Origin of the sequence: Lachnobacterium bovis (assembly GCF_900111325.1) — a bacterium.
Taxonomy (GTDB): domain Bacteria; phylum Bacillota; class Clostridia; order Lachnospirales; family Lachnospiraceae; genus Roseburia; species Roseburia bovis_A.
In genome coordinates, this window is sequence record NZ_FOGW01000004.1 from 173,510 (window position 1) to 200,107 (window position 26,598).

At 30.8% G+C, this 26,598-nt stretch carries 25 protein-coding genes; 4 read left to right on the forward strand and 21 right to left on the reverse strand.

Annotated elements, in window-relative coordinates; all coding sequences use genetic code 11:
* Position 1: 1 nt before the first annotated feature.
* The 3 genes from BMY79_RS00765 to BMY79_RS00775 form a co-directional block, all read right to left on the reverse strand.
* Entirely contained in the window at positions 2–352 is a 351-nt protein-coding gene (locus BMY79_RS00765; RefSeq protein ID WP_074730292.1) for an arsenate reductase family protein, read from the reverse strand.
* A gap of 102 nt (positions 353–454) precedes the next feature.
* Positions 455–967: a nitroreductase family protein gene (locus BMY79_RS00770; protein WP_022750100.1), complete on the reverse strand. Its 513-nt coding sequence runs from the start codon at positions 965–967 to the stop codon at positions 455–457.
* 39 nt (positions 968–1,006) lie between these two features.
* Positions 1,007–2,410 (reverse strand): MocR-like pyridoxine biosynthesis transcription factor PdxR, encoded by a 1,404-nt coding sequence (locus BMY79_RS00775; protein WP_022750098.1) that lies wholly within the window; start codon positions 2,408–2,410, stop codon positions 1,007–1,009.
* A gap of 199 nt (positions 2,411–2,609) precedes the next feature.
* On the opposite strand from BMY79_RS00775, the gene pdxS reads away from it, so the two are divergent.
* The 3 genes from pdxS to BMY79_RS00790 all read left to right on the forward strand — a co-directional run bounded on the left by pdxS (position 2,610) and on the right by BMY79_RS00790 (position 6,348).
* Positions 2,610–3,485 carry a pyridoxal 5'-phosphate synthase lyase subunit PdxS gene (pdxS, locus tag BMY79_RS00780; protein WP_074730293.1) on the forward strand — a complete coding sequence of 292 codons (876 nt, stop codon included), beginning with the start codon at positions 2,610–2,612 and terminating at the stop codon, positions 3,483–3,485.
* Positions 3,486–3,488: 3 nt separating this feature from the next.
* Positions 3,489–4,076: a pyridoxal 5'-phosphate synthase glutaminase subunit PdxT gene (gene pdxT, locus BMY79_RS00785; RefSeq protein WP_027421858.1), complete on the forward strand. Its 588-nt coding sequence runs from the start codon at positions 3,489–3,491 to the stop codon at positions 4,074–4,076.
* A 229-nt stretch (positions 4,077–4,305) separates the two neighbouring features.
* Positions 4,306–6,348 carry a methyl-accepting chemotaxis protein gene (locus BMY79_RS00790; RefSeq protein ID WP_074730294.1) on the forward strand — a complete coding sequence of 681 codons (2,043 nt, stop codon included), beginning with the start codon at positions 4,306–4,308 and terminating at the stop codon, positions 6,346–6,348.
* Between the two features lie 110 nt (positions 6,349–6,458).
* On the opposite strand, the gene BMY79_RS00795 is transcribed toward BMY79_RS00790, so the two are convergent.
* The 13 genes from BMY79_RS00795 to BMY79_RS00855 all read right to left on the reverse strand — a co-directional run bounded on the left by BMY79_RS00795 (position 6,459) and on the right by BMY79_RS00855 (position 22,122).
* Positions 6,459–7,676 (reverse strand): GGDEF domain-containing protein, encoded by a 1,218-nt coding sequence (locus BMY79_RS00795; protein ID WP_074730295.1) that lies wholly within the window; start codon positions 7,674–7,676, stop codon positions 6,459–6,461.
* A gap of 211 nt (positions 7,677–7,887) precedes the next feature.
* Positions 7,888–8,724 carry a DUF3737 family protein gene (locus BMY79_RS00800; protein WP_034225990.1) on the reverse strand — a complete coding sequence of 279 codons (837 nt, stop codon included), beginning with the start codon at positions 8,722–8,724 and terminating at the stop codon, positions 7,888–7,890.
* Between the two features lie 203 nt (positions 8,725–8,927).
* Entirely contained in the window at positions 8,928–9,734 is an 807-nt protein-coding gene (locus BMY79_RS00805; protein WP_022750089.1) for an AIM24 family protein, read from the reverse strand.
* A 73-nt stretch (positions 9,735–9,807) separates the two neighbouring features.
* Positions 9,808–10,755, reverse strand: a complete 948-nt coding sequence (locus tag BMY79_RS00810; RefSeq protein WP_074730296.1) for a lysozyme inhibitor LprI family protein — start codon at positions 10,753–10,755, stop codon at positions 9,808–9,810.
* Positions 10,756–10,775: 20 nt separating this feature from the next.
* Positions 10,776–11,153, reverse strand: a complete 378-nt coding sequence (locus BMY79_RS00815; protein ID WP_022750086.1) for a hypothetical protein — start codon at positions 11,151–11,153, stop codon at positions 10,776–10,778.
* Positions 11,154–11,210: 57 nt separating this feature from the next.
* The gene (gene abc-f / locus BMY79_RS00820) at positions 11,211–12,767 is read right to left on the reverse strand and encodes a ribosomal protection-like ABC-F family protein (RefSeq protein ID WP_022750085.1); all 1,557 of its coding nucleotides are present in this window, start codon (positions 12,765–12,767) and stop codon (positions 11,211–11,213) included.
* 22 nt (positions 12,768–12,789) lie between these two features.
* Complete coding sequence (gene feoB, locus BMY79_RS00825) at positions 12,790–15,147, reverse strand: ferrous iron transport protein B (RefSeq protein WP_074730297.1); 2,358 nt, start codon at positions 15,145–15,147, stop codon at positions 12,790–12,792.
* A 267-nt stretch (positions 15,148–15,414) separates the two neighbouring features.
* On the reverse strand, positions 15,415–16,962 hold the full coding sequence (yjeM, locus tag BMY79_RS00830; protein ID WP_034226025.1) for a glutamate/gamma-aminobutyrate family transporter YjeM: 1,548 nt from the start codon (positions 16,960–16,962) through the stop codon (positions 15,415–15,417).
* A 289-nt stretch (positions 16,963–17,251) separates the two neighbouring features.
* On the reverse strand, positions 17,252–18,331 hold the full coding sequence (locus BMY79_RS00835; protein WP_074730298.1) for an alpha/beta hydrolase: 1,080 nt from the start codon (positions 18,329–18,331) through the stop codon (positions 17,252–17,254).
* 30 nt (positions 18,332–18,361) lie between these two features.
* Positions 18,362–19,270: a DMT family transporter gene (locus tag BMY79_RS00840; protein WP_029066922.1), complete on the reverse strand. Its 909-nt coding sequence runs from the start codon at positions 19,268–19,270 to the stop codon at positions 18,362–18,364.
* An 85-nt stretch (positions 19,271–19,355) separates the two neighbouring features.
* The gene (locus tag BMY79_RS00845; RefSeq protein WP_074730299.1) at positions 19,356–19,748 is read right to left on the reverse strand and encodes a hypothetical protein; all 393 of its coding nucleotides are present in this window, start codon (positions 19,746–19,748) and stop codon (positions 19,356–19,358) included.
* Between the two features lie 422 nt (positions 19,749–20,170).
* Positions 20,171–21,322 carry a lactaldehyde reductase gene (fucO, locus tag BMY79_RS00850; RefSeq protein WP_074730300.1) on the reverse strand — a complete coding sequence of 384 codons (1,152 nt, stop codon included), beginning with the start codon at positions 21,320–21,322 and terminating at the stop codon, positions 20,171–20,173.
* A 209-nt stretch (positions 21,323–21,531) separates the two neighbouring features.
* Positions 21,532–22,122 (reverse strand): TetR/AcrR family transcriptional regulator C-terminal domain-containing protein, encoded by a 591-nt coding sequence (locus BMY79_RS00855; RefSeq protein ID WP_083383422.1) that lies wholly within the window; start codon positions 22,120–22,122, stop codon positions 21,532–21,534.
* 117 nt (positions 22,123–22,239) lie between these two features.
* On the opposite strand from BMY79_RS00855, the gene BMY79_RS00860 reads away from it, so the two are divergent.
* Complete coding sequence (locus BMY79_RS00860) at positions 22,240–22,950, forward strand: WbqC family protein (RefSeq protein ID WP_074730301.1); 711 nt, start codon at positions 22,240–22,242, stop codon at positions 22,948–22,950.
* Positions 22,951–23,039: 89 nt separating this feature from the next.
* On the opposite strand, the gene cdiI is transcribed toward BMY79_RS00860, so the two are convergent.
* From cdiI to BMY79_RS00885, 5 genes are all read right to left on the reverse strand, one after another.
* Complete coding sequence (cdiI, locus tag BMY79_RS00865) at positions 23,040–23,276, reverse strand: ribonuclease toxin immunity protein CdiI (protein ID WP_074730302.1); 237 nt, start codon at positions 23,274–23,276, stop codon at positions 23,040–23,042.
* Positions 23,277–23,439: 163 nt separating this feature from the next.
* Entirely contained in the window at positions 23,440–23,586 is a 147-nt protein-coding gene (locus BMY79_RS12095; protein ID WP_155890522.1) for a hypothetical protein, read from the reverse strand.
* A gap of 487 nt (positions 23,587–24,073) precedes the next feature.
* A complete protein-coding gene (locus BMY79_RS00875; RefSeq protein ID WP_027421846.1) occupies positions 24,074–24,487 on the reverse strand; it encodes an ankyrin repeat domain-containing protein in 414 nt (137 codons plus the stop codon).
* 28 nt (positions 24,488–24,515) lie between these two features.
* Complete coding sequence (locus BMY79_RS11835) at positions 24,516–26,264, reverse strand: GH-E family nuclease (RefSeq protein WP_083383423.1); 1,749 nt, start codon at positions 26,262–26,264, stop codon at positions 24,516–24,518.
* A partial coding sequence (locus BMY79_RS00885; protein WP_207645445.1) for a hypothetical protein occupies positions 26,251–26,598 on the reverse strand: 348 nt, incomplete at its 5' end. The genes BMY79_RS00885 and BMY79_RS11835, both read right to left, overlap by 14 nt.

A 26,598-nucleotide genomic window follows, 5' to 3' on the forward strand; every position in this document is an offset into this window, starting at 1 on the left:
ATTACTCTAGTGCTTGTTCCCACTCAGGTTCTTTAAAACCAACTAATACCTTATCATCCTCTACAAGAAGTGGTCTTTTTACCAGCATACCGTTCGTTGATAATAATTTTAGTTGTTCCTCTTCTGTCATTGTTTTTAATTTATCCTTCAATTGCATTTCTTTATATGCATTTCCGCTTGTATTAAAAAAGCGTTTTAATGGTAATCCACTTTTTGGGTACCAATTACTTAATTCATCATATGTAGGATTTTCTTCTACAATATGTCTTGTTGTATATTCAATACCTTTTTCATCAAGCCATTTAAGGGCCTTTTTACAGGTTGTACATCTTGGATAACATAAAACTAACATCCTTATCCCCCTTTTTATCAAAAAATTTTTGTATTTACATTCTTTTAAACACACATACATTTAAATACACATTCTTTTCATGCGCATACTTTTATCTATTTTTTACATATATGTAACTGTTTCACTTAATGGTTTTCTATCTTCATGATTTGGTAATGGCTTAAATCCGTCTTCTTTATAACCTAAGTCCATAATCATTAGAATTTCCTCGTTATCAGGAAGCCCTAACTCCTTAGCTAATTCTGATGGATTAAAAAAATTCACCCAACAACTGTCAATTCCTTCATTTGCTGCTGCTAAAATCATATGTGTAGCCACAATTGTAGCATCTTCAACGCCTGAAGTTTTCTCTGATTCAGGATACGTAAATACATTATTTTTATCAAATGCTACAACAACACAAACTGGTGCCCCATAACGACAAGGTGTTGCTTTATCAATTTTTGCGAGAGATTCTGGTGTCTCAACAACATAAATTTTTTGTTCTTGAAGATTTTTAGCTGTTGGTGCTAGTCTACCTGCTTCAAGAATAGCCGTTAATTTTTCTTTTTCTACTTCCTTTGCTGAAAATTTCTTGCATGAATATCTGTTTTTTACCACTTCAAAAAATTCCATAAATATCCCTCCATTTTTTTATTGTAAATTCTACATTTTTTATCTCTCTTTTTCTATTATAGCATTTATTATCTCAATTACCTTTTTTATTTTTTGTTCATTTATATTAGAATAATTTATGATAAATAAATGCTCTTTTTTTTCATTATCTGTAAAATAATAATCTGACAGAGACAATATTTTTATATCATTTTCAAGTAACTTTTCTTTCAACTGACTATCCTTAATTTTTGTATCAATTTTGAGCAAAAAATGTAAACCTGAACAATTGTCCCTAACACTAAATTTTCCACTTACATTTAAGTCATTTATTATATTAATTATCTTTTGTCTTTGGCGTGCATAATATAGTCTCATTCTATTAATATGTTTTTCAAAATACCCTTTTTCTATAAATTCTGCTAGTGTATATTGTTCGAAATTAGATACTGTGCATGAATAAAATGACATCTTTTCATAGTATAAATTTGCCAACTGAACCGGCAAAACCATATAGCTTATCCTAATAGTTGGTGATAAGGATTTTGAAAATGTATTCATATATATTACCTTTTCGCAAGCATCTATTGAAAATAATGTTGGAAGAGGTTTTCCTTTAACACGGAATTCACTATCATAATCATCTTCTATAATATACCTGTTTTCTTTATCATTTGCCCATGCTAAAAGCTCATATCTTCTACTTGCTGGCATTATTACCCCTGTTGGAAAATGATGATTTGGACATAAATGAACTATATCAGCTTTTGAATCATTAAGATTATCTATGGTTAACCCCATTTCATCTATCTTAACATAACGACACTTTAATCCTTTTTGATTATAAATTTTTTTTAATTTTTTATATCCTGGATTTTCAATCGCATATACTTTATTTTTTCCTAGTAATTCCACTATAATTCCATATAAAAATTCTGTACCTGCTCCTACTACTATCTGATTTGGATCAACTAACATTCCTCGAAATGACTGTAAATGTTTTGCTATAGCCTTTCTCAGCGAATATACACCATTAACTTCAGATATAGTCATTAATTCTTTTTTCTTTTCAGCCATAACTGACCTTAAAATTCTATTCCAAACAGAAAATGGAAAATTATCCGAATTAATACTGTTATCCGACAAATCAATGCTATATTTTTTTTCATTATTCACTTTAATTTTATATTCAAGTACAACATTCTTAGGTTTTTTAGTAATTTGTTCAATATGAGCAACGTAATATCCTTTTTTAGGAATTGTATAAATATAACCTTCACTTATTAATTGGTCATAAGCATTTTGAATCGTTATGGTACTAATTCCGTTATTTCTTGCAAAAGTTCTTTTAGATGGCAGTTTTTCATTCTCTTTTAGTTTTCCGTCTAAAATATCTTTTTTCAAGCATTTATAAATGTATAAATATAATGGTTCTTTTTTATTTTCGAAATCGTATGTTATCATTTTATCCCCTTTTGTACTAAATTCTTTTAAAACTGGACTTTTTTATTTTTATTTTTTGGATATTTTATTGTATCCAGATTTATTATATTATTTTTTCATCTTAATTAAAATACAAAATAATTATCACATTTTATTTTTAGAAAAATTAGTAGAAAGGAAAGAGTTGTAAATTTTTAATTACAACTCTTAGGTAATTGAAATGAATAATACTAGGTATGAATTAAACAAAGGATTAGCACAGATGTTAAAAGGCGGAGTTATAATGGATGTCACAACTCCTGAGCAGGCACAAATTGCACAAAAAGCTGGCGCTGCTGCCGTCATGGCGCTTGAAAAAATTCCAGCTGACATACGTGCAGCAAAAGGTGTCGCTCGAATGAGTGATCCCAAAATGATAAAAGAAATTCAAAATGCTGTAACAATACCTGTAATGGCCAAATGCCGAATTGGACACTTTGTAGAAGCACAAATTCTAGAAGCTATTGAAATAGATTATATCGATGAATCAGAAGTTTTAACTCCAGCTGATAACATTTACCATATTGATAAAACAAAATTTAAAGTTCCGTTTGTTTGTGGTGCTAGAGATTTAGGTGAAGCTCTTCGTCGTATTAATGAAGGTGCTTCTATGATTAGAACAAAAGGTGAACCCGGTACTGGTGATGTAATTCAAGCAGTTACACATTTAAGAAAAATCAATTCAGAAATTCGACGAATACATTCTATGACAAGCGCTGAATTATTTGAAGTTGCAAAAAATTTAAGTGTTCCATATGATTTGGTTTTATACGTACACAAACATCAACAATTACCCGTTGTAAATTTTGCAGCTGGTGGTGTTGCTACTCCTGCGGATGCTGCGCTTATGATGCAACTTGGTGCTCAAGGTGTATTTGTCGGTTCCGGAATTTTTAAATCAGGCGATCCTTTCAAACGTGCTAGTGCAATTGTTTCAGCCGTTACAAACTATAATGATCCTAAATTAATTGCGAGATTATCAGAAGATCTTGGAGAAGCAATGGTCGGAATTAACTCTGAAGAAATTGAAATAATAATGGAAAAGAGAGGTCGATAAATTATGGTTATAGGTATACTTGCGCTTCAAGGCGCTTTTATAGAACACAAAAAAGTACTTGATTCACTTAATGTAGATAGTATAAAAATCCGCCAACCTAAAGATCTTGATAATATCGATGGCATTATTCTTCCTGGCGGTGAAAGTACTGTTCAAGGACTTTTATTAAAAAAATTTCATTTATTTGAACCATTAAAAGAAAAAATCAAAAATGGTCTACCGGTTTTTGCAACCTGTGCTGGAATTATTCTTCTTGCAAGTGAAATCGAAGGCGAGTCTTCTTACCTTGCTACTCTTCCTATTAGTGTAAAAAGAAATGCCTATGGTCGACAACTTGGAAGTTTTATTGCTAAAAAAAATTTCCAAGACCAACATAATTTTCCACTTATATTTATTCGGGCACCATACATAACTAAAATTCATGATGATGTCAATGTTTTACTAGATAATAATGATTCTCCAGTTGCTGTTTTATATCACAACCAACTAGCGATGACATTTCATCCAGAACTATCAAATAACAATTACTTTCATAAATATTTTATTGAAAAAATAGTTCAAAATAAATCGCATTTATACGCAAATATGTAGGGAATTCATTATAAATTCTTTTATTAAAATTTTATCCTTCTTTTATATTTTTTGCAAAATAACAATTTTCAATTTTTTTATTGTATATAATTTATTGAACTAAAAAACATACGATACACATACTATAGAGTCTTGTTATATTATTGCAAAATAAACGACCATCGATGATTACTTTTTTATCGATAGCAACATAAAAAATATAACATAACAAAAGAAGGAGGAATTTTTTTTGAAAAGTGAAAAAGCTCTTAACACACAAAAACTAAAACCAACGAACAAAACAATTAGTGGAAAATTGTTACGCCGACTTGTTCCTCTAATCGTTTTCTCAATAGCCGTTATTATTTTGATTTTAACACTAAACGCACGCTCTATAATTTTAGATTCTGCTGAAGATAGATTAATCCAAGAGACCGTTGCTCATTCATATGAATTTGGAAACGAAATTTCAGCATTTACAGCTAAAATTGATTCTATGGCTTTAACCTTAGAACAGCGAGAATTTAAAGACGATGATGATTTGTTTAAATTCCTTGAAAATTCCAAATCCTTTAGCAAGAATGCTCCAAATGGTATTTATCTCGGTTTAGACAATGGTGATTTCATTGACTTATCCGGCTGGAAACCAGATTCAGATTATGTTCTTGCTGATAGGCCATGGTATAAAGATGGTATACAGCATAAAACTTTTTCAATGGGTGTACCTTACCTTGACTCAGTAACTAATAGCTTAGTAGTACCTATCGCAAGAAGTATTACTCTAAAAGATGGTCGAACCGGAGTTGCTGCAACTGATTTATCTTTAGATGAAATTACTGAAGCAGTATCTAAATTAAAACCTATGGGAACAGGTTCAACCATACTTTTAAACAATGATATGATTATCTCTTATCAAGGTTCTAGTAAAGATAAAAAATACAACGGAACTAGTGTTGATGAACACAAGGATGATAAACTTTTAACTACAGTTTATGACACTTGTAAATCTAATCCTTCGGATGTAAAAAAAATGTCTGTAAAAAATAAAACTTATTATGTTTATTCTACTAAAATCGTTGGAACAAATTGGAGCTTAGTTTCATACGTAGATGAAAGCGATGTTATTGCTGAACTTAATCACTTTATTATGATTTGTTGGATAATTACAGTTGTCATGGTAATTATCATAATTTTAGTTATCCTATTTGTTATGAATTCTATTGTAACTAAACCAGTACAACATCTTACAAATGCCATTATTAGTATCACTAATAAAGATTTTACAACCATTATTGAAGATCATGGAAATGATGAAATCGGTGTAATGAATCATAATATGCGTAAGTTTATTACTCATATGCATTCAACATTAAGCACTATGAAGAGCGTTACTGATCAACTTTCTTCAGAAGCCGATACTAGTCGTTCTGAATCAACTAGTATGTACGATGAAGCAAGTGAACAATCACTTTCAATGAATCAAATCAGAGATACGATGGAAAGTATGTCACAAGCAGTAACTGAACTTTCTAGTGATGCAACGAATTTAGCTTCAAAAGTTAACACTATCACTAATCAAGGAAATGAGACAAATTCGGTTATGAGTGAACTTGTAGAAATTGCAAGTGATGGACAAAATGACATGAAGATTGTTAACGAAAGCATGGATGAAATATCAAAATCTATGACTGAGGTTAATGATGCAGTAATTCACGTAGATGAATCTGCTAAACAAATAACTAATATTATCGAAATGATTAATTCCATTGCCAGTCAGACGAATCTGTTATCTTTAAACGCTTCTATAGAAGCTGCTAGAGCTGGCGAAGCCGGAAAAGGATTCGCTGTCGTTGCTGATGAAATTGGTAAACTTGCAAACGATAGCGCCAATGCTACGACTGAAATAGCCTCTATCATTGGTGATATTGCAACCCAGATTTCTTCTCTATCAAAGAAATCGACAGAAAATGTATCTGCAATCAAAAAGAGTACTGAATCAGTAGAGATTGCTGAAAAAACATTTGAAAAGATATTTAACAATCTAGAATCAACAGGAACAATAGTTAAAGATATGATTAGTGCAATTAATGATGTTAACGATATAGCAAACAATCTTGCTTCTATTTCCGAAGAACAAGCTGCAAGTTCCCAGGAAGTAACCTCTGCACTTGATAAACTCGCTGATAGTGCTTCAAATGTATCTGAAGCTAGTTTGAAAGTTAAAGATAGTGCTGTGATTGTTTCTGATGGTGCAAATACAATTAGTGAATCCGTTAATACTTTCAAGCTTTAAGATTATATATAATATCCCTCTTTAGTTTATAAAATACATAATTTATCCCTCCTTACTAGATAATTTAACTTCTAGTAAGGAGGGATGTTTGATATTTTTATACGTTTTAACTAAACATCATTAAAAACTTTCTTTTCCTTTAGCTGTCTTTTATTTTCATACATCTTCTTATCTGCTCTTTCAAAAACTGCCTGATAATCATCATCTTTCTCTACAATATATTCATCCATTCCCCATGCTACAACTACTCCATTTATTTCCGTATTGTTCATTACCATTCTTGAAAATGTCTTAGTTAAGTATTCTCTATTTAAGTAATCGCGTCCTTGTAATACTGCAACGAACTCATCTCCACCTACTCTAAATATTGGACTATGAGCAAATACATTACAAATTAATTTACAACCATCTTTTATATATTTATCTCCGCAATCATGTCCTAGCTCATCGTTTATCTTCTTTAAATTATTTAAATCAAATACTATGACTGCAAATTGCAAACCTTCTTTATTTTCTATACGTTTATTAAGTACTTTCTCGTATTCAAAATACGAATGTTTACTATGAACTCCGGTAAGTGCATCAACAAAAGCTATTTTTCTAGTTTTTTCCAATTCCTCATATTGCTTTTTTTCATGTTCTAATAATCTTTTTAATCTCCTATTACTTTCTTTTTTTTCATCCTCTAAAACAAATGAATGCAATAAACTAGTTCCAATTGTATAACCTATAGTCGAAAGTGGTAATTTATCTACATAAAATTGCATCACCCCAAACACTGTAAGCAATAGGCCAACGCCTCCAACTACACGAAACCTGTAATTATTTTTTTGCTTTCTAGAAACATAAAATGCCAACATACTAGAACTAAAATACAAAACAACCTCAATTGTTACCAAAACATTCCTCATTACCTTCGGAACATAAACACCATCTAATGTAAACTTAAAAAATATTGGATGGAAGAAATTAACAATCAACAATATTATTGTAACTATAGCTGCTAAAGCACCAGACTTCATTATTATTGTGCCAATTTTATCTTCTGTTTTCAAATAAATAACTACGTACCTTGTCCATAGATATAAAACTGTTGACAATGTAATAAAATAAAGCACTGTATCTATATAACAAAGTGCTACTAGATGATATTCATACAGCACCCCCCACATTGTGTCTGTTATTAAAAAAACAACAACTGCACACAAATAGTGTCTATATGGGCCAACATCTTCTAATATTTCAAAATAATCGTCTTTAACAAACACATCATAATTACAAATAACTATCAAAATAATTGTCAATAACGCATAACTAGAATAATACATTTTCTTCCTCCATTTTAGGTTTACTTTGTCAGCAACTGGTTTGTCTTTTCTACCATTTCACCTATTCTACCAGCTTGTGATGCAACTTCTTCTGTATTGTAAGCATTGCTTTCTGCCATTTGTCTGATTGAAACAAATTGTCTATTCTACTCTCTTATACTTTTCGGCAATATTCTGATTAATATCAACTGTTCTCATAAATTTGGTTGATTTATAAAATTTCAATTTTTCCTTCTGCTTTAGAATCGTCAATAATCACTTCTTCTACAGATTTAACTTTTATTATTCCACTCTTTGGATTCTTTATGCTTATTACATCAGAATTTATTGTAGCTTCAACTTCTGATTTTTCAAATGAAAGATCTGTATCTATCATTTTACAATTAATCATTTTTAAATTTTTACAATAACATAAAGGCTGTGTTCCAATTATTGTACAATTTTCAAATGTAACATTTTCACAGTACCAAGCTAAATACTCTCCTTTGATTACACTATTTTTTATAGTCACATTATTAGCATGCCAAAATGCATCTTTTGTGTCAAAATTACAGTTTTTAAATACAGAATCTGTTATATATTGGAATGAATATTTTCCTTTTAATGATACATTATCAAAATTTAATTTATTTGATCTCATCATAAAATATTCACTTTGTGCTGATGAATTTTTCATTTCAATATCATTAACTGACCATCCAAATTCTGGTGATATAATATCTGAATTTTCAATTCGTACATTTGAACACTCTCTAAGTGCTTTAATGCCGTGGAGTTTGGAGTCTGAAATTGTAACATCATTTGTATACCATAATGCTGCTCGACAATTTTCAGTCATTTCACTATCTTTTATAATAAGATTATCATCATGCCAAAAAGGATATCTTAGATTGAAATAACAATTATTTATTTTTATATTTTTACTTTCTTTTAATGCACTTTCTCCATCAGCTGGACCATCAAATTTACAATTATCAACTTCAATTCCATCACTTGCGTATAATGCTCTTTCCTCGTCGAAAACTTTACCTTGTATTAATTTGCTCATTCTATACCTCTTTCCTATGTTAAAAATTTTTCAAATTATCAATCTTATGTAATTATAAAACTAACTACTATTTAAATTTTAGTCTCCTTTTATCATATATCGGTTTTTATTTTATATGATAATCTTGTTTTTTATGAAAAAAGGTTGCTATAGAATACTTTTCTATAATAGCAACCCCTTTTGTATATCTCTTAGTATATCTTTTATTTACGATTATTTGCAGGCATTGGTGGTGCTGTAAATAAATGATCTGTTGGAGCAACAGGACTCATTAATAATTTACCTGTACCTCTATACACATTTACAAGACCTTCTCCACTAGCTGCTGATCCAACTAATGTCTTAGTTGTTCTTTCAACTGTAAATTCAAGATTAGATGACCAACAAACTGCAAGGTTACCATCTATTTTAATTGTTTCGTTATGAAGCTCAACCTCAATCAATTCATCATATGGAACGTTACTTTCTAATGCTGCTATTCCTGTTCCTGATAAACTAAGATTAAACAAACCTTCTCCACCTAATACGGCAGATGAAATATGTTTTCTTGCAACAACGTTTGAATTAACTGTTCCGGAACATGCATAAAACATACCATCTTCAACTGTAATTCCTTGATTCCATTCCGCTACATCTATTAAAATAATATGTTTATATGTAGGCTCAAGTACCAATAAACCATCGCCTGTATATTCTGGTTTAATTGCAGATTCCCCTGTTACAGAACCCTTCATCATTTTTCCAAAAAAATCACCTACACCATTAACTCCTGTTGAGACGTTAATATCGCCTCCCATCCATTGCATTGAACCAGCCTGAATTCTTGCATTATGATTATTATTAATTTCAATAGCAAGTTGTCTTCTTCTGATTCCCATTTTCCCCATAAAATACTCTGCTTCCGCATTCCATGGGGATACACTACAATCCTTCATATACTCTAATACATGAAAATTTCCCTTATTTGCGACAAATTTTCTGTTATCGTTTTCTAAATTGCAAATATCCATCTTCTTCTCCTTTTTTCACTATATATTCATATAAATTCTTCATTCACTACGTGATTTTCACTACATGATTATATTATCCTCTTTTCCCACCTATGCCATTACCTGCTTCATATAATTTATCTTTATCTTTAGAATGACTCAAATAAGCATGGCTATGATCATCATATATAGATAACCAATAGTATGTGTATGTTCCGTCTTTATCTTTCTTTTTGAAAATGATATTTTCTTCTGAAAAACCATAATAATCCAAATCAGAAACGATATCTCCCTCTGAATTCCATACAACCCAACTGCTTCCTTTAGGTGCATACTCAGATTTTTCACTTGCTCTTGCAATACCAATATATTTTGCGCTATTGCTATCGTCTACCCATTTACCTTTAAATAATTCAAAAACCTGATCTAATGTAGGATTACCTTTATTTAGTTCATTTTGAACTTCAGAGGAAATCACAAAAGACTCACCATTTAAATCTGCAAGTTTCTTCGCAAGCTCATAAATTCTTTTTCTTGTGATCATTTCCGCTCTTGGATAAGTTATAAGTGGCTGCATAGAACCTCCCTCAAACGTAATTCCAGCCGCAAATGTATCTCTATCTTTTTGAGCTATCCATTTTCTTTGTTCATCTAAAAGTTTTTTCTTAGTACTTGCGCTTAATTTTGGATAAAGTCTCTTCCATATACTATTGATTTCATCTTCCCAAAGATAATATCTTTTACGTGCAACATCATTCATTTCACCTTGTTTCATATAACTAGTATCTACATTATCGTATTCTTTACTCTTTGATTCTAGTTTTTCAAGTTCCGCCTGAAGACTACTTTCTTTTTTTACGGTACTCTTTTTGATGCTAGCTTCTTTTGAAGTACTTTTTTCACTAGTACAAGCTTCTGTAATTTTTTCACTTTTAGCTGTATTTTTTGAAGTTGTACTTTTAACTTCCTTTGAATTTTGACTACCACAAGCACTAAGTGAAATACACAACGCTAGGCACGCTAATAAATATTTCTTCTTCATAAATGCTCCTCCAGTTTTTGCTATGAAATAATCAAATCAACATATACCTGTTCTCCATGTTTAACTTCTTGATTATATACATTTTTTCCGATAATTTCACGTAAATTTTTAATATCTTCTAATTCAGTAGATGCGAATTCTAAATAACATACAACTGATTCTTCAACGTTAAGCTCATCGTAATAATCAGATATAAAACAATTATATTCTTCTAAAATATCTTCTAATGGAAATTGTGATATTTCACTTGCGTTCAATCCTTCTTCATGTTCAGGTTCTTGAATGAAACTCAAAGAAGTTACATAATGTGAACCATTACGATATATCCCCTCTTCAACCTTTGAATACTCACTATTATTTACATACTTTGTAGAATCATAGCTTTTTATTTCCCTCATACGCATTTCCTCTCTTATTATTATTTTTCTTAACGCTAAATTTAACACCTACTTAGATTATATCACTTTTGTTGTCCATTTAGAACAGTCCCAAATATCTGTTGCAACATCATTATAAAACTCAGGTTCATGACAAACCATGATAATACTACCTTTATATTCATTTAAGGCTCTTTTTAACTCTTCTTTAGCATCTACATCCAAATGATTAGTTGGCTCATCTAAAACCAAAAGATTAGATGGTCTGTTTAAAATTTTACATAAACGAACTTTAGCTTGTTCTCCACCTGATAACACTCTTATTTGGCTATCTATGTGCTTTGCTGTAAGACCACATTTTGCAAGAGCTGCACGAACCTCTGCCTGATTCATTGATGGGAATTCATCCCAAACTTCATCTATACAAGTTGAAGAATTATTATTTCCTGCCTCTTGTTCAAAATATCCAATATCTAAGTTTTCACCAAGTTCAACCTTACCTGAAATAGGTTTAATTATGCTAAGCAAACTCTTTAAAAGAGTAGATTTACCGATACCATTTGCACCCGTTAATACAATTCTACATCCACGCTCTATTTCAAAATTTAAAGGTGATGATAATGGCGTATCATATCCAATCACAAGATCTTTGGCTGTTATCATAAATTTGCCTGGTGCTTTCGAATATAGAAAATTAAATTCTGGCTTTGGTTTTTCCACAACTTTTTCTATTCTATTCATCTTGTCTAGTTTTTTCTGTCTCGACATTGCCATATTTCTTGTTGAAATTCTAGCTTTATTTCTGGCTACAAAATCTTCTAATTCAGCAATTTCCTTTTGCTGACGTTTATATGCTGCTTCTTGCTGTGCCTGCTGCATTGCAAAAACTTCTTCAAAATGCGCATAACTTCCAGGATATCTATTTAATTTTCTATCATACATATGATAAATAATATTAATTACACTATCCATAAATGGTACATCATGTGAAATTAAAATAAATGCATTTTCATATTCTTCTAAATACCTTTTAAGCCAAACAATATGTTCTTCATCTAAATAGTTAGTTGGCTCATCAAGCAATAATATTTCTGGTTTTTCTAAAAGAAGTTTAGCCAACAATACTTTTGTACGTTGACCACCAGATAATTCAGAAACATCATGATCTAATCCTAAATCCATAAGACCTAATGCTCTAGCAACTTCCGAAACTTTAGAATCTATCATATAAAAATCATGTGCTTCTAAAAGTTCTTGGATTTCTCCAGTTTCTTCCATGTAAGCTGCCATTTCTTCATCAGTTGCTTCTGCCATCAAACCGTAGAGTTCATTAGCACGCGCTTCTAGTTGAAATAAAGAATCAAATGCTGATTTTAATACATCTTCTATCGTCATTCCTGGATTCAAAACAGCATGTTGATCTAAATATCCAACACGAACATTTTTATTCCATTCGATTTTGCCCTCATCAGGTTGCATTTTGCCTGTTATGATACTCATGAATGTTGATTTACCCTCACCATTTGCACCAACAAGACCAATGTGTTCACCTTTTAAAAGGCGAAAACTAACATCATCAAAAATCTGACGATCTCCAAAACCGTGTGTTAAGTGTTCTACATTTAATACGCTCATTTATAAATATCCTTTCAAATTACTAACATACTAACATTCCAACAAAATGTACTAAAAATGCCACAATCCACGCAACTACGCATTGGAAAATAACCATTTTAAGAGCTGATAATCTACCTGATTCTTTTTTTACTGTTGCAACTGCTGCAACACATGGTGTATATAACAAGCAAAAAATAAGAAAAGTGAATGCACTTAATCCAGTTAAACCTGTTTTAATTCCACCTGTTCCACCAAAAAGTACTGTTAAAGTTGAAACAACACTTTCTTTTGCTAAAAATCCTGAAATCAATGCAGTAACAGCTTTCCAATTTCCGAAACCAAGTGGTGCAAAAATTGGTGATATTCCACCTGCAATCACTGCTAAAATACTATCTTCCGAATCTTTTACCATCTTAAATGATAAATTGAAATTCTGTAAGAACCAAACAACGATTGTTCCTATAAAAATCACTGTAAATGCTCTTTGAATAAAATCTTTCGCTTTATCCCACATAAGCAAACTTACATTTTTTATTCCTGGTAATCTATAGTTTGGAAGCTCCATAACAAAAGGTACTGCTTCTCCTTTAAAAAATGTGTTTTTACCAAGAATCGATAATAAAATAGCTACTATAATACCAGTTAAATATAACGTAATCATTACAAGTGGTGCATATTTAGGGAAAAAAGCTGCCGCAAAAAATGAATAAATTGGCATCTTAGCACTACAGCTCATAAATGGAATTAAAATACGAGTCATTTTTCTATCTCTATCTGATGGCAATGTACGTGTCGCCATAATTGCTGGAACACTACATCCAAAACCTATAAGCATAGGCACAATACTTCTTCCTGAAAGTCCAATTTTTCTAAGTAATTTATCCATTACAAAGGCCACTCTTGCCATGTAACCACTGTCTTCAAGTAATGACAAGAAGAAATACAAAATAACAATAATTGGGACAAAACTTAAAACAGAACCAACTCCTGTACAAATTCCATCCGTAATCAAAGAATGAATTGGTTTTGCAACATCAGACGCAGTAAGTAATGCGTCAATTTTATCCGTTATAAAAGAAATAATATCTTCTAATATACCTTGCAAAAATGCACCAATCACATTAAATGTCAAGTAAAATACAACAAGCATTATTCCTATAAATGCAGGTATAGCTGTCCATTTTCCTGTAAAAAATTTATCTAACTGTTTACTTCTAAGCTGTTCTTTACTTGCTTTAGGTTTGATTACAGTTTGACTACAAATACGACGTATAAAAGTAAATCTCATATCTGCAATCGCAGCCGCTCTGTCAAGACCTCTTTCCTCTTCCATCTGGCAAACAATTTTTTCAAGAGTTTCAAGATCATTTTTATGTAAATCTAAAGCATCTTTAACTAAAGTATCACCTTCCATTATCTTACTAGCAGCAAACCTGATTGGAATATCTGCTTTTTCAACATGATCTTCAATAATACTCATAATAGCATGCATCGCTCTGTGAACAGCTCCACCATGATCTTCTTTATCACAAAAATCTTCACGACCTGGTTTTTCGTCATATTTTGCAATATGCAAAGCGTGAGCTATAAGCTCATCTACACCTTCATTTTTGGCTGCAGAAATTGGAACTACTGGTACCTGTATTAATTTTTCTAAAAGATTGATATTAATCGATCCACCATTTCCTTTTACTTCATCCATCATATTTAAAGCTATAACCATCGGAATATTTAGTTCTAATAATTGCATTGTCAAATATAAATTTCGCTCTATATTCGTAGCATCCACAATATTGATTATTGCTGAAGGTTTCTCCTCTAATACGAATTTTCTCGATACAACTTCTTCGCTTGTATAAGGAGACATAGAATAAATTCCTGGTAAATCAACAACTTCTGTTTCTAAATGTCCTTTTATAGAACCACTTTTTCTATCAACGGTAACACCCGGAAAATTACCTACGTGTTGATTTGATCCAGTTAATTGGTTAAAAAGAGTTGTTTTACCACAGTTTTGATTACCCACTAATGCAAAAGTAAGTTTACCTTTTTTTACTTTTTCCCCACTATGTTCTTTATGATAATCATGTGTCTTAAATTCTTCACCAATTGAAGGATGTGGAATATCTTTTTTCAATTCTTTCTTTATTTTTTCACTGATTTCTTCAGTGTTTCTTACGTTTTCAATTTCAATTTTTTCAGCATCAGCTAAACGAATAGTTAATGAATATCCTGAAACAATAAGTTCCATTGGATCTCCTAATGGTGCATATTTAACTAATGACACTTCACTTCCTGGAATCATACCCATATCAAGAAAATGCTGTCGTAAAGCACCATTTCCGCCTACACTTTTTATAATTGCTGATTCCCCAATTTTAAGCTCTCTTAAATTCATTTATTTTTCCTTCCTTTGAGGATTTATTATTAATTTTACTATTACTTTATTTATAAAAATTACACATTATTCTAGCACAATTTTCACTTTTCGTCTATTACAAGACTAAAAAAAGAACTACTCCAACTATTACAATTGAAGTAGTTCTAAATAGGGTATTATAGTTATTATTTTTATTTATAATTTAATATTATCTTTCTTAAAAAACTTGTTTTATTATCTATGCTTAATTTTCTGTTTTTGATTTTTAATTTTCTGTTTCGATTTTTAATTTTCTGTTTCGATTTTCAATCCTTTGTTTTGATTTCTAACCTTTCCTGAAGATACTTTATATTCATAACAAGAATACATTATCCATGCAACAGCACCAAAAATTACAGGACCGCTTAATGACCAGAATGTTGTCATATAATCTTTTTTTAATGAAGCAGGTTCAATAATTGCAAAAACATTTGCTAATAAAAGTGTTAATGTTACAACATAACCCCAGAAATTAGCTGATTTTTGACTCTTATAAACAACGAAACTTCTGTCGATTCCTTCAAGTTTCTTGAATTTAGGGAATGCAAATGAAATAAACATATAAGGTACTGTCATACCTACGTTAACCATTGCTGTTAAAATCTCGAAGAATTTTTTCATTGTGCTACCACCAAATGATATTAAGATTACCATTACGCAAACAATTGCACACTGAATCCACATAGCATTTTTAGGCAAACCATCTTCTGCAATTTCACCCATTTTACCAGGCCATAACTCTTTTGGTGTACCATCAATTAACTGTTTAAGTGGTGAATATACAAGAGTAAATAATGCTCCCATAAGTGCTAATAACATGATAAAAGCAAATACTCTAGCAAATCCATGAGCTAATGCAACTTGAGTAGCTTTAGATAATCCAAAGGCTTTTCCAAACTCTGCTGCAAAATTTGACATGATTACGTATGAAACGTTTCCAAAATTAACTTCTTTTCCTTTGAATAATTCATTATAATTAGTAAATGAACCTACTAACATAATAAGTAACGCATAACCAACAACGATAACAAGTGCTGCTGTTATGATTCCTTTAGGGAAATTCTTCTTAGGGTTTTCTGTCTTATCTACAAGTCCACCTACTGCTTCAATTCCACCGTATGCAAAAAGAGCAAATACGATAAATGATAAAAGCATAAGTGGGCTACCCTGATACTCTACATTTAATGGAACTTTTAATGATTCTAAGCCCTCAAATGGCTGTCTTAATTGACCATGACGAGCAATAATCATTACAATAGAACCAATTACAACTAAAATATTAATTGTAAGAACAGCTGAACCACCAATAGAAGTTACTTTACTTATTTTGTCAATGCCTTTTGTGTCAAAGTATGTAATCACAATAAAGAATATTACTGCCATAACTCCAAGGAGTCTAGATCCTGATAAAAAGCTCCAGCCAAATAATGACCATTTTGATGTACAATCCTCACCAAATATTACATTTGATACTGGTACCCAAATTCCTGATGAAACATTTACCATCCATAAAACATACGATGTGTACCACATAAATGTACCGATAAATGCATATTTAGGTCCAACGGATTTACACATCCATGAGTACATACCGCCTGTTTCATGGCGAAAAGCAGAACCAAATTCTGCTACCATAAATGCAAAAGGAATAAAAAATAAGAGACCCGCAATAACAAACCAAGGAATAGCTGCATATCCCATTAGGTAATATGATCTTGGAATGTTATTAAATCCATAAACCGATGTAAAAATCATCAGAATTAAGGACATTAAACCAAGTTTTTTTTCTTTCATTTTTCTTGTGTGATGCAAAAAAATACTTATACATCACTTCTCCTTCCTTCTTTTTGCCTTGAAGTTCAATGCATTAAAAAATCTAATTATGCCAGAAAATCAACACATAATTCCATAAGACTCATCCATACACTGTTATTCTGTTTTCAAGGTCCACGATTAAAGATTATACCACAATTTTTTTATAGTGTCTATTAAGCAAAAACTGCACATATTGCTTGATTTACGGCGTAATCACAACCAATACGTACAGTTAATAATTCTTTTTAAATAAAATTTTAATAAATTTTTATATAATATTTTTAAACCATTTTATAAAATCATCCATATAATATTTTTGTGCAAATCCATGCTCTTGGCGAGGTGCAATAATTTCTTTTACCTTTACACCAGATTTTTTACATTCATTGATGTATTCTTTTATAGCTTTAGTACCCACCATCAAATCACGCGTTCCCCATGCGATAAATTGTGGTATATCTTTAGCGGTGCTTAAATACGTTTTTAGATCATACTTTTCAAGTATTTTGTTTCTTGTCTCTTCGTTTCTTACATCATCAGCATTGAACATAGCAAAAAGCATTGGAACATTATACTTTAACGTAATTGCAGGATAAATTAATCCTACAGCTAAAACATTGTCATCCATTGTATCAATTTCATCTAGTATATAATATTTTGAAAACAGATTCTTTCCTCTTACCATATTTATGTGGCAACTTGATACAAATCCTCCCGCCGAAAAACCTATCAATCCTATTTTATTAGGGTTTATATTATATTTTGACGAATGAAATTTTAGAAACCTTATTGCCCTTTGAAGATCTAATTGTGGAACTGGATACTCATATGGATTACTCCTATAATGTAACACAAACGCGTTAATCCCATTCTGTTGAAGTGTAACTGCCACAGCTTTGCCCTCATCATCTCTTCCATCCATAGATTTATATCCAAATCCACCTCCTGGAAGAATTATAATTGCTGCATCTGATTCATCTGTTAAATACGGAATGATATATGGCCTATCCTCAAAAGTTTCCTTTTCATATCCACCCTCAACTTCATGCTTATAAGTAAAAGTATCAATTATTTGTTCTGCATCCCTATATTTTTTACTAGATATTGCAAGATCAAATTTAACATGCCAGGCAAGTAAGTTTCCATCATCTCTTATGTTCATTTTATCTTTTTTTAAAACATTAGCATTACCTGGAACATCATTCCATATTTCGATTTTTTTATCATAATCGGCAACTTTATTAGTACGTCTTTTTAATAATCGTATTATTCTATAGATTGCCATCACTAGACAGCCTAAAACTGTTAAAAACCCTATTTTTAATCCAACTTTTATTTTAGATTTCATTTCTTCTCCTATACATAATTTTTTAAAATTTTATTTATTATCTGTTGCAAGTTTTTCGGTATCAAGTGTAATTAACCACAACATAATAAAAATCATCATAAATCCCAATGCATCATAAATTGAAAAAACTGAACCTAACACTGTAGTTGAAATTATTGAAGCAGTAATTGGCTCAGCAAAACTATACAAAATAGCTTTATTAGGTCCAATTATTTGTACTCCACTAATGTACAAACTAAATGCCATAATGTTTCCTACAACCACAACAAAAATTATACCAATTACTCCATAAAAATTAGGAACATACTTAAATTCCCAAATTCTAAAAATTAACACTCCTGTAATTCCACCTAATAAAAATGACCACCCTTGAATAACTAATACTGGTATATGATTTAATTTTGGTGCCAAAATATTATAAATTGCAACACAAAATCCACTTATTATTCCAGCAATTAAAGCCTTTGATGAAATCGACATCGCTTTGAAATTTCCATGTGTAGTAATCAAAAATACCCCAAACAATGCCATTGCTATAGAACCAATTTCTGTTATTTTAGGTAATCTCTTTCCTAGTATACATGAAAAAATCAGAATAAAAATTGGTGCTAAATCCTGTAAAATAGTACCTACCGCCGCAGACGAAAGCTCTATCGTTAAAAAATAAAAAAATTGGCAAAAACTTACGCCAAATAGACCATATAACAACATAATTAAAGCACTTTTTTTATTTTTCCAAGGAAGTAAAACTTCATTTTTATTCTTAAAAGAAGAATATATCAACAATATTATTCCTGCTAACCCTAACCTTATTGGTACTAGCCATCTACTATCCATTTTTTGAACTGTAAACAAATACTGTCCCATTGAACCAGACAATCCCCAACAAGATGCTCCTAAAATTGTAAGAATTATGCCTTTAATATTAAACTTACTCATTATTACTCTTTCCTAGTTATTATTTTCTAGATTTTATTCTCCATTTTTTAAATAACTCTCTAGAATAACTATAGATTTTAGCATCTTACACGGGATTTGTGAAGTCTGTATATTCTTGAGTTTGCGCTGATGTTATTTCTTGAGTTTGCGTTGATGTTATTTCTTGAGTTTGCGTTGACATTACTTTAACATTTGCTTCTTTACGAATGGCCGGAGATTTTGTCCTTGAAATTATTTCCTTTCCTTTTGTAACAATTGTAAGAACTGAACCATCAGAAAGTACTAGTCTTGTTATTGTCATTTGTTCATCATCTTCTACTTGTTTAGGTGGTCTTTCATAATTTGGAGATCTAAATTTACGCATATTTTCTAACATGTATGAAAATCTATCCTTATTCGTTAGTACTTTCTCTTTCTTTGAGATATCTTTCGTTCTATAATACCTATTTGTTTGCGAATTAATAGAATTTACGTTCATATAATACCTCCTATAAATTTGCAATCATTCACATTTTTATATTTCCTTTGATAAAAATTTATAAATATTTTTTTCAAAAAAACTACTCTATTGAATTCATCGGAGAATTTATTTTTATTATTAATAATTTACCATAAATCTAATTGCATTTGATAATCAATCCAGCTTTCTTATTTTGCTTCTGGAAAACTGTAGAAATTATCATAATGCACCTCCTTTACTATTTTGAAAAAATCTTTATTTAATTTAAATTTAGTCCTAACGTTATCTTTAATATTATAGCAAAAGAGAACCCCACTTTCATACGAGATTCTCCTTTATTAAATATATATTGTTAAGTTATATTATGTTATTGTATTGTTTTATTTTGGTTATATTGATTTTTGTTGTGTTATTTAATTTTGGTTATATTTTTTGTTGTATTATTTTACCATTAACATACGGAACATTTCTATTACTTGCTCTTTGGTTGCCTCTCTTGGGTTTCCAGGATAACAAGCATCATTCAATGCATCTTCTGCAAGTTGATTTAAATCTTCTTCTTTAATTTTATCAAGTGTAGTAGGAATACCTACATCTGAAGAAAGTTTCTTAACTGCTTCTATTGCTGCATCACGATACTCTTCCTGAGACATATTGTCTACCCCTTCTACTCCCATTGCTCTAGCAACTTCTCTAAGTCTTTCACCTGTATACTCTCGGTTAAATTCCATAGATATTGGCAAGAACATAGCACACGCAACACCATGAGGTGTGTCATAATGTGCTGAGAGAGTATGTGCCATTGCATGATCAATTCCAAGACCTACATTTGAAAATCCCATTCCAGCTATATATTGTCCAAGTGCCATTCCTTCGCGTCCTTCTTTTGTATTTTCAACAGCACCACGAAGATTTTTAGAAATAAGACGAATAGCTTCTAAGTGGAACATATCTGTCATTTCCCATGCTGCTTTTGTTGTATATCCTTCAATTGCATGTGTCAAGGCATCCATACCTGTTGATGCTGTAAGTCCTTTTGGCATTGAAGCCATCATTTCTGGATCTACAACTGCTACTATTGGCATATCATGTGGATCTACACATACAAATTTTCTTTCTTTTTCAACATCAGTAATTACATAATTGATAGTAACCTCTGCTGCAGTACCAGCTGTTGTAGGAACTGCAATAATAGGTACGCATGGATTTTTAGTAGGTGCAACACCTTCAAGTGATCTTACATCTTCAAATTCTGGATTATTAATAATTATACCAATTGCTTTTGAAGTATCCATTGAAGATCCTCCACCAATTGCAACTATACAATCAGCATTAGATTTTTTGAATGCTTCAACACCATTTTTTACATTTTCTATTGTTGGATTTGGCTTAATATCTGAATATATTTCATAAGGTATACCAGCTTCATCTAATAAATCTGTAACCTTTTTAGTTACTCCAAATTTTATAAGATCAGGATCCGATGCTACAAAAGCTTTTTTAAATCCATAATTATTTATTTCATTTACAATTTCTGAAATTGCCCCAGCTCCATGATAAGATGTTCCATTAAGTGACATTCTATTTGCCATATCAATTCTCCTTTACATTTTTATATTACCTTTTCCTCTGTGTTTATGTTACACAGTCAATTTCCTTACACCTATAATGTAGCATTCTTAAGGCATAAAAAAAAGTTACACTTTCAAACTTGTGTAACTTTTCTTATCTTTTAAATGTTTTTTGCTATATTTTAAGTTCTTATTGAAATATCGTTTGAAATATTTTTTTAAAAATATAATTACAATATTTCTAATTTTACATATAAATCATATATCTCCCTTGGCATTGCACCAATCATTAAATCAGCTAATTCACTTTCTGATTCCTTCATTCCTTTTAAAACCCACTTTACTGTCATATATATTGATGAACTACAATACATTTCTAGTATTTTTCTTATTCTTTCATCAGGTATAGCATTTGTTTTTTCCCTTATCAATCTACAGTAAAATTCATATATCATTATAAAATCATGTTCCTTTAAATTATTTTGCTGATCAACTTTAAAGGCCATTGTAAAAAACAAACTCTCTTCCCTTATATATGTAAATTTTTTTACTAGTCCTTCTCGAATTGTCTCTCCATCTCCCATTTCCTTAAAAGACTGCTCAAGAAGCAAATCAAAATACCAATTTATGAGATCGTACTTGTCTATGAAATGTCTATAAAATGTTTGCCTTGATAAACCACATTCTTTAACTATTTGTTTTACAGTTATGTTATCCACTGATGTAGTTTTCATACATTCTTTCATCGCCATAGCAAGCCTCATTTTACATGACTGTTTGTTATCTTTTTTTCTGTCAATGTTTACTGCTAAGTCCACCATTTTTCCCCTTCTCGTTTTTTATTTTCATATGTTGCCGAAATAAATATAGAATTATTTTTATTATATCATCGATTATCACAAAAAATAAACTTTTTTATTTATGCTGGAGGTATAAAGATGAAAATTGGTGTTATGCAGCCATATTTATTTCCATACATTGGATATTGGCAGTTGCTATATGCTGTTGATAAATACGTTATACTTGATGATGTTAATTATATTACAAGAGGATATATCAATCGTAATAATATATTAATAAATGGGCAACCAAATAGATTTACAATACCAATATCAAGGCCATCTCAAAATAGGTTAATTTTAAATACTAAACTTAATTTCGGGCTTAATGAAAAAAAGAAATTTTTGGACAAAATAAAATTTTCTTATCAAAAAGCCCCTTTTTTTAGTGATGCATACAAACTTATTGAAGATATTGTAATGAATAATACAAATGATTTGACAGACTATATTGCATTCAGCATTGAAGTTATAAAACAGTATCTAGAAATTGATACACCTATATATAAATCATCATTAATTGAAAAAAATCCTGAATTTAAGAATCAAGACAAGATAATTGCTATATGCAAGAGTTTAGGTGGTGACACTTATATCAATCCATCCAATGGACGAGCTCTTTATTCACATGAAAAATTTGATAATGAATCACTGAAATTATTTTTTCTTGATGCGATGATGAACAAAATTAAATATAAACAGTTTGATAATGATTTTGTAAACTATCTCTCAATTATCGACATACTAATGTTTAATGATGTTCCACAGATACAGAAGTATCTGACAATGTATGAATTAAATGAAAAATAGAATAAAAACGAGATTACAATTTATATCTATAAATATCTAGTTCTGAAAGATTGAGAAAATAGTTTGCTTATATTTTGTAAAAAATTAAACTACTCCAAACCATATGCTTCTCTTATCTCTTTAAGCTTCTGCTCTACGATTTCCTTATGCTCTGGATGACGACGTTCTACATAAAACTCACATGCTAGAACAAGATATTTGTAGAATTCTTCGTAGCCGATGATATCAATATAATAATCATAATCTGGTCCCGAAAAAAATTGGATTACATTTTCTCCAAAATAAAATTCATCATACGGATCATCATAATCATTTTTTCTTAACACTCCATTCTAGTACTGGATAAGCATTTTCAATTTCTCCAGTATCTATATTTTTAAATCCTTCGAATTTAAGTATCTTTCCTTTGTATGATACCTTACCTTGATATAGTAACTTCTGGTGTACTGAAACTTTCTACAAACTTTCCACCTACAAATGTTCCAAGTGTCATTCCAGATACTGAATCAAATATTGCTGCAATTCCTTTATTAATGGATAATCAAATGCTCCATCTGGTATAAATGCAACTGCACTTTTTCCCATTTTAGATGCATAATCATCATCTAAATTTTCAATTGATACTTTTCCGAACACTTTTCGGTGACTGAAAACGATTCTCTGAATGTCGACGTTTCTTCACCTTGCCTGTCGATAAATCCACAAACTCATTCTTTGATAGATTTTTAATTGGACACTTTCTGTTTTTACCAGCAGTAAAAGTTACCTGTGCAGTGTTACCTGCTAACTTAAGCGATACCTCGGCATTCTGAGCGATATAAAGCTGAGTCGAGTTAATAAAATGAATTTTGGTCATAAGCAAAACACTCCTAACAAAACAATTTTGTTAAGAGTGCTCTCATATCAGCTTAATGGAACTAAACTGAAGATTCATTATTCAGTTTTACTTAAGTATTCCCAACTGGGGCTAAAAATGCTATTTCTTGCTCGTTACTACCGTAACTCGCCTCCCTCACCTTCATCGACTGACATCAGCGTAGCTGAGAGGCGATTCGGGTTCGGGATGGTGGTTGGATTTGATGGGAGGGATTGGTTGTGCTAAAGTATTGACGTTCATTAAATACTATTTCTCAGTTTTTCTTATTATTTCATTTAATTCTTCATCATCAAACATTTCTATCCATTCTTTTAATGTCTGATTCCCCTCCATCTTCTTTAAATCCAATCCATATTGCAACATCAGATTTAATATCGCACCATTATTATTATTTATACTACCAAGAGCAGATGTTATAGGTGAAAATCCCCTATTATCATTTATATTTGGATTTGCCCCTAATACTAACAAAATCTCTATAGCCTCAACACAATGAGCTTGACATGCCATATGTAAATATGATGTTCCATTTAAATCTTGAAAGTTAGGATTATTTATATGTTTCATCGCTTCTAAAACATCATCTTTTTTTTCTTTCATAGGAATATTTATATCTGCAATTCTATAAAACATTTCATCTCTATTAAATCTGTCCTTCATATTATGTACCTCTTCTTTCTAAATCATTTTAATGTTGCTCAAAAGCGTGACTTCTATTACTTGTAATGTCTTGCCAGGCATAAAAATCCGAATTATTCATAAAGTCATTAAACTCTGCTTGTGTCATTCCATGAGCTTCAGCCCAATCTCTCATTCGCCAAAACTCATAACCTTGTCGGTGCCCCAATTCAACATTAGCTGGGTCAACCCATTTTCCACTTATACTGTCATAAATCAGCCCTGTTTTATAATTTACTTTAGTATTAGCGTTAACACCATCTATTGTTCCTTTTCTTATATATGGTCTATGTAAATAGTGCTTGGTTCCACTTCCACCCTCTGTTATTTTGCCTGCTTTTGATGTTACTTCTGCAGCCTTATCTACCTTTGATGCACCCTTAGTTATCTTGCCTGCTTTTGATGTTACTTCTGCGGTCTTTTCTAACTTTGAAGTCACCTTTGCTGTCTTCTCTACTTTTGATGCTGCTCCGATTCCCTCTTCTGCTAATGCTACACTTTTTTCACCTTCTGATGCAACTTTAACAACCTTTACGCATTCGCCTGCTTTTGATAACTTGGCCCACGCAAATGGCGCTACAAATTGTGCTATATCGCCTATTACCTCACCTTTAGTACACCAACCATCCGATTGGATATCTGCATTTTTTAGTCTTCCTTCTGGGGAGTCTGCATATACTTTTGGATCTTTTTTACCCATCAATAAGCTATATGTCAAGTTATTCATTTCTGGTAAAAATGGGATTGAATTTATTAATCCATAACATGCCGCATATGCCTTATTATTCATACTAAGTTTCTGCTTTAAAGCCATACAATACTCATACTCTAACTTTTCTTCGTATGACATTTTAGCCCAAATCAAAGTCCTAACAATATTTACACCATGTGCGCTTTGTTCTGGTAATACATTATACTTCTTTTTAAATTTAGCCTGATATTTATCTACTATCTTTTGAGCTTTTTTTCTATCTGAATCACTCATTTTGTAGTCTACTTTTATCCAACAGTTTATATCTGCTTGAGTTGATTCTTTTATTATACCACCTGAATAGTTTTTTTCTACTACTGTATTATACTTTTTTAAATCACGTATAAATATCTTACTAAGAACATAATTATATTTACCATCTTTAAAACTTTTCTGCATCTCCTCAAATGAAAAAATAATTGTTTTTCTCAAGTTATTGTTACTATCGAAAACGCCTTCTACTTTTGACACTTCTTCGCAAAATTTTCGGCGCTCTTTTAACAACTTCATCTGTTCATCTATTGAACCTATTTGATACTTATATCCATCCGTAAGAGGATTTTGAGTAACATCCATAAATTTACTCTGCGTAATATATATTGGCGATACCATCTCCATGCTTTCATGTTCTTTTATTTCTTTGTTTCGTTTTTCTTCTAAACTATCACGCTCCTTCTTTAAGCTTTTCAATTTGTCACCCATTTTATCATAATCTAATTTACTAGGTGCACCATCAGCTAAAGAATTTAGCTTTGTTATTATTTCTTCACAACATTTCACATCTAATAAATTTGCGTTTACTAAAGATTTCAGCAATAGATTATAATCTTTTAAGTGATTACTTAAATTTTTATATGCATCACTTTTTAGCTTATCTGCATTGTTAAAATTCTCAAAACTTTTTATTATTTTATTGAAGTTTTCTTGTTCTTCTTCAAATCTATTGATTATACTTTTACAATCTGCAATCAATGCATTTCTATCAATTATGATATTATTCCCCGGCATAGTTTTTTTCTTTCTCCTCTAAACTCATTGCTATTTTTTTCTTATTCTCATTTATATCTTCTTGTACTCTTCTTACTTTATGCCGTAAAGCTTCAATTGCATTTTCTAGCGAATACTCGATATCTCTTCTTGTCTTAAATGCATTCTCCTCTCTATCTTCTAAAATGTACAGCATTTGTGTGTCATCGAATTCTAGTTCATCAATTTCATTACTTATTGATTTTGAAATATCGCTCCAATTTTCGTACTGTTCATCATCGATTTTTTTTATTTGTTCTATTTGATAATAGATTTCTTCCTCTTGCCTTTCTAATTCAATCTTTTCTTCATAAAG

Excerpts from the sequence above, each read along its gene's own strand:
- BMY79_RS00765 (WP_074730292.1), bottom strand. The coding sequence starts at position 352 with ATGTTAGTTTTATGTTATCCAAGATGTACAACCTGTAAAAAGGCCCTT.
- BMY79_RS00770 (WP_022750100.1), bottom strand. The coding sequence starts at position 967 with ATGGAATTTTTTGAAGTGGTAAAAAACAGATATTCATGCAAGAAATTT.
- BMY79_RS00775 (WP_022750098.1), bottom strand. The coding sequence starts at position 2,410 with ATGATAACATACGATTTCGAAAATAAAAAAGAACCATTATATTTATAC.
- pdxS (WP_074730293.1), top strand. The coding sequence starts at position 2,610 with ATGAATAATACTAGGTATGAATTAAACAAAGGATTAGCACAGATGTTA.
- pdxT (WP_027421858.1), top strand. The coding sequence starts at position 3,489 with ATGGTTATAGGTATACTTGCGCTTCAAGGCGCTTTTATAGAACACAAA.
- BMY79_RS00795 (WP_074730295.1), bottom strand. The coding sequence starts at position 7,676 with ATGTATTATTCTAGTTATGCGTTATTGACAATTATTTTGATAGTTATT.
- BMY79_RS00800 (WP_034225990.1), bottom strand. The coding sequence starts at position 8,724 with ATGAGCAAATTAATACAAGGTAAAGTTTTCGACGAGGAAAGAGCATTA.
- BMY79_RS00805 (WP_022750089.1), bottom strand. The coding sequence starts at position 9,734 with ATGGATATTTGCAATTTAGAAAACGATAACAGAAAATTTGTCGCAAAT.
- BMY79_RS00810 (WP_074730296.1), bottom strand. The coding sequence starts at position 10,755 with ATGAAGAAGAAATATTTATTAGCGTGCCTAGCGTTGTGTATTTCACTT.
- BMY79_RS00815 (WP_022750086.1), bottom strand. The coding sequence starts at position 11,153 with ATGAGGGAAATAAAAAGCTATGATTCTACAAAGTATGTAAATAATAGT.
- abc-f (WP_022750085.1), bottom strand. The coding sequence starts at position 12,767 with ATGAGCGTATTAAATGTAGAACACTTAACACACGGTTTTGGAGATCGT.
- feoB (WP_074730297.1), bottom strand. The coding sequence starts at position 15,147 with ATGAATTTAAGAGAGCTTAAAATTGGGGAATCAGCAATTATAAAAAGT.
- yjeM (WP_034226025.1), bottom strand. The coding sequence starts at position 16,962 with ATGAAAGAAAAAAAACTTGGTTTAATGTCCTTAATTCTGATGATTTTT.
- BMY79_RS00835 (WP_074730298.1), bottom strand. The coding sequence starts at position 18,331 with ATGAAATCTAAAATAAAAGTTGGATTAAAAATAGGGTTTTTAACAGTT.
- BMY79_RS00840 (WP_029066922.1), bottom strand. The coding sequence starts at position 19,270 with ATGAGTAAGTTTAATATTAAAGGCATAATTCTTACAATTTTAGGAGCA.
- BMY79_RS00845 (WP_074730299.1), bottom strand. The coding sequence starts at position 19,748 with ATGAACGTAAATTCTATTAATTCGCAAACAAATAGGTATTATAGAACG.
- fucO (WP_074730300.1), bottom strand. The coding sequence starts at position 21,322 with ATGGCAAATAGAATGTCACTTAATGGAACATCTTATCATGGAGCTGGG.
- BMY79_RS00855 (WP_083383422.1), bottom strand. The coding sequence starts at position 22,122 with ATGGTGGACTTAGCAGTAAACATTGACAGAAAAAAAGATAACAAACAG.
- BMY79_RS00860 (WP_074730301.1), top strand. The coding sequence starts at position 22,240 with ATGAAAATTGGTGTTATGCAGCCATATTTATTTCCATACATTGGATAT.
- BMY79_RS00875 (WP_027421846.1), bottom strand. The coding sequence starts at position 24,487 with ATGAAGGACAGATTTAATAGAGATGAAATGTTTTATAGAATTGCAGAT.
- BMY79_RS11835 (WP_083383423.1), bottom strand. The coding sequence starts at position 26,264 with ATGCCGGGGAATAATATCATAATTGATAGAAATGCATTGATTGCAGAT.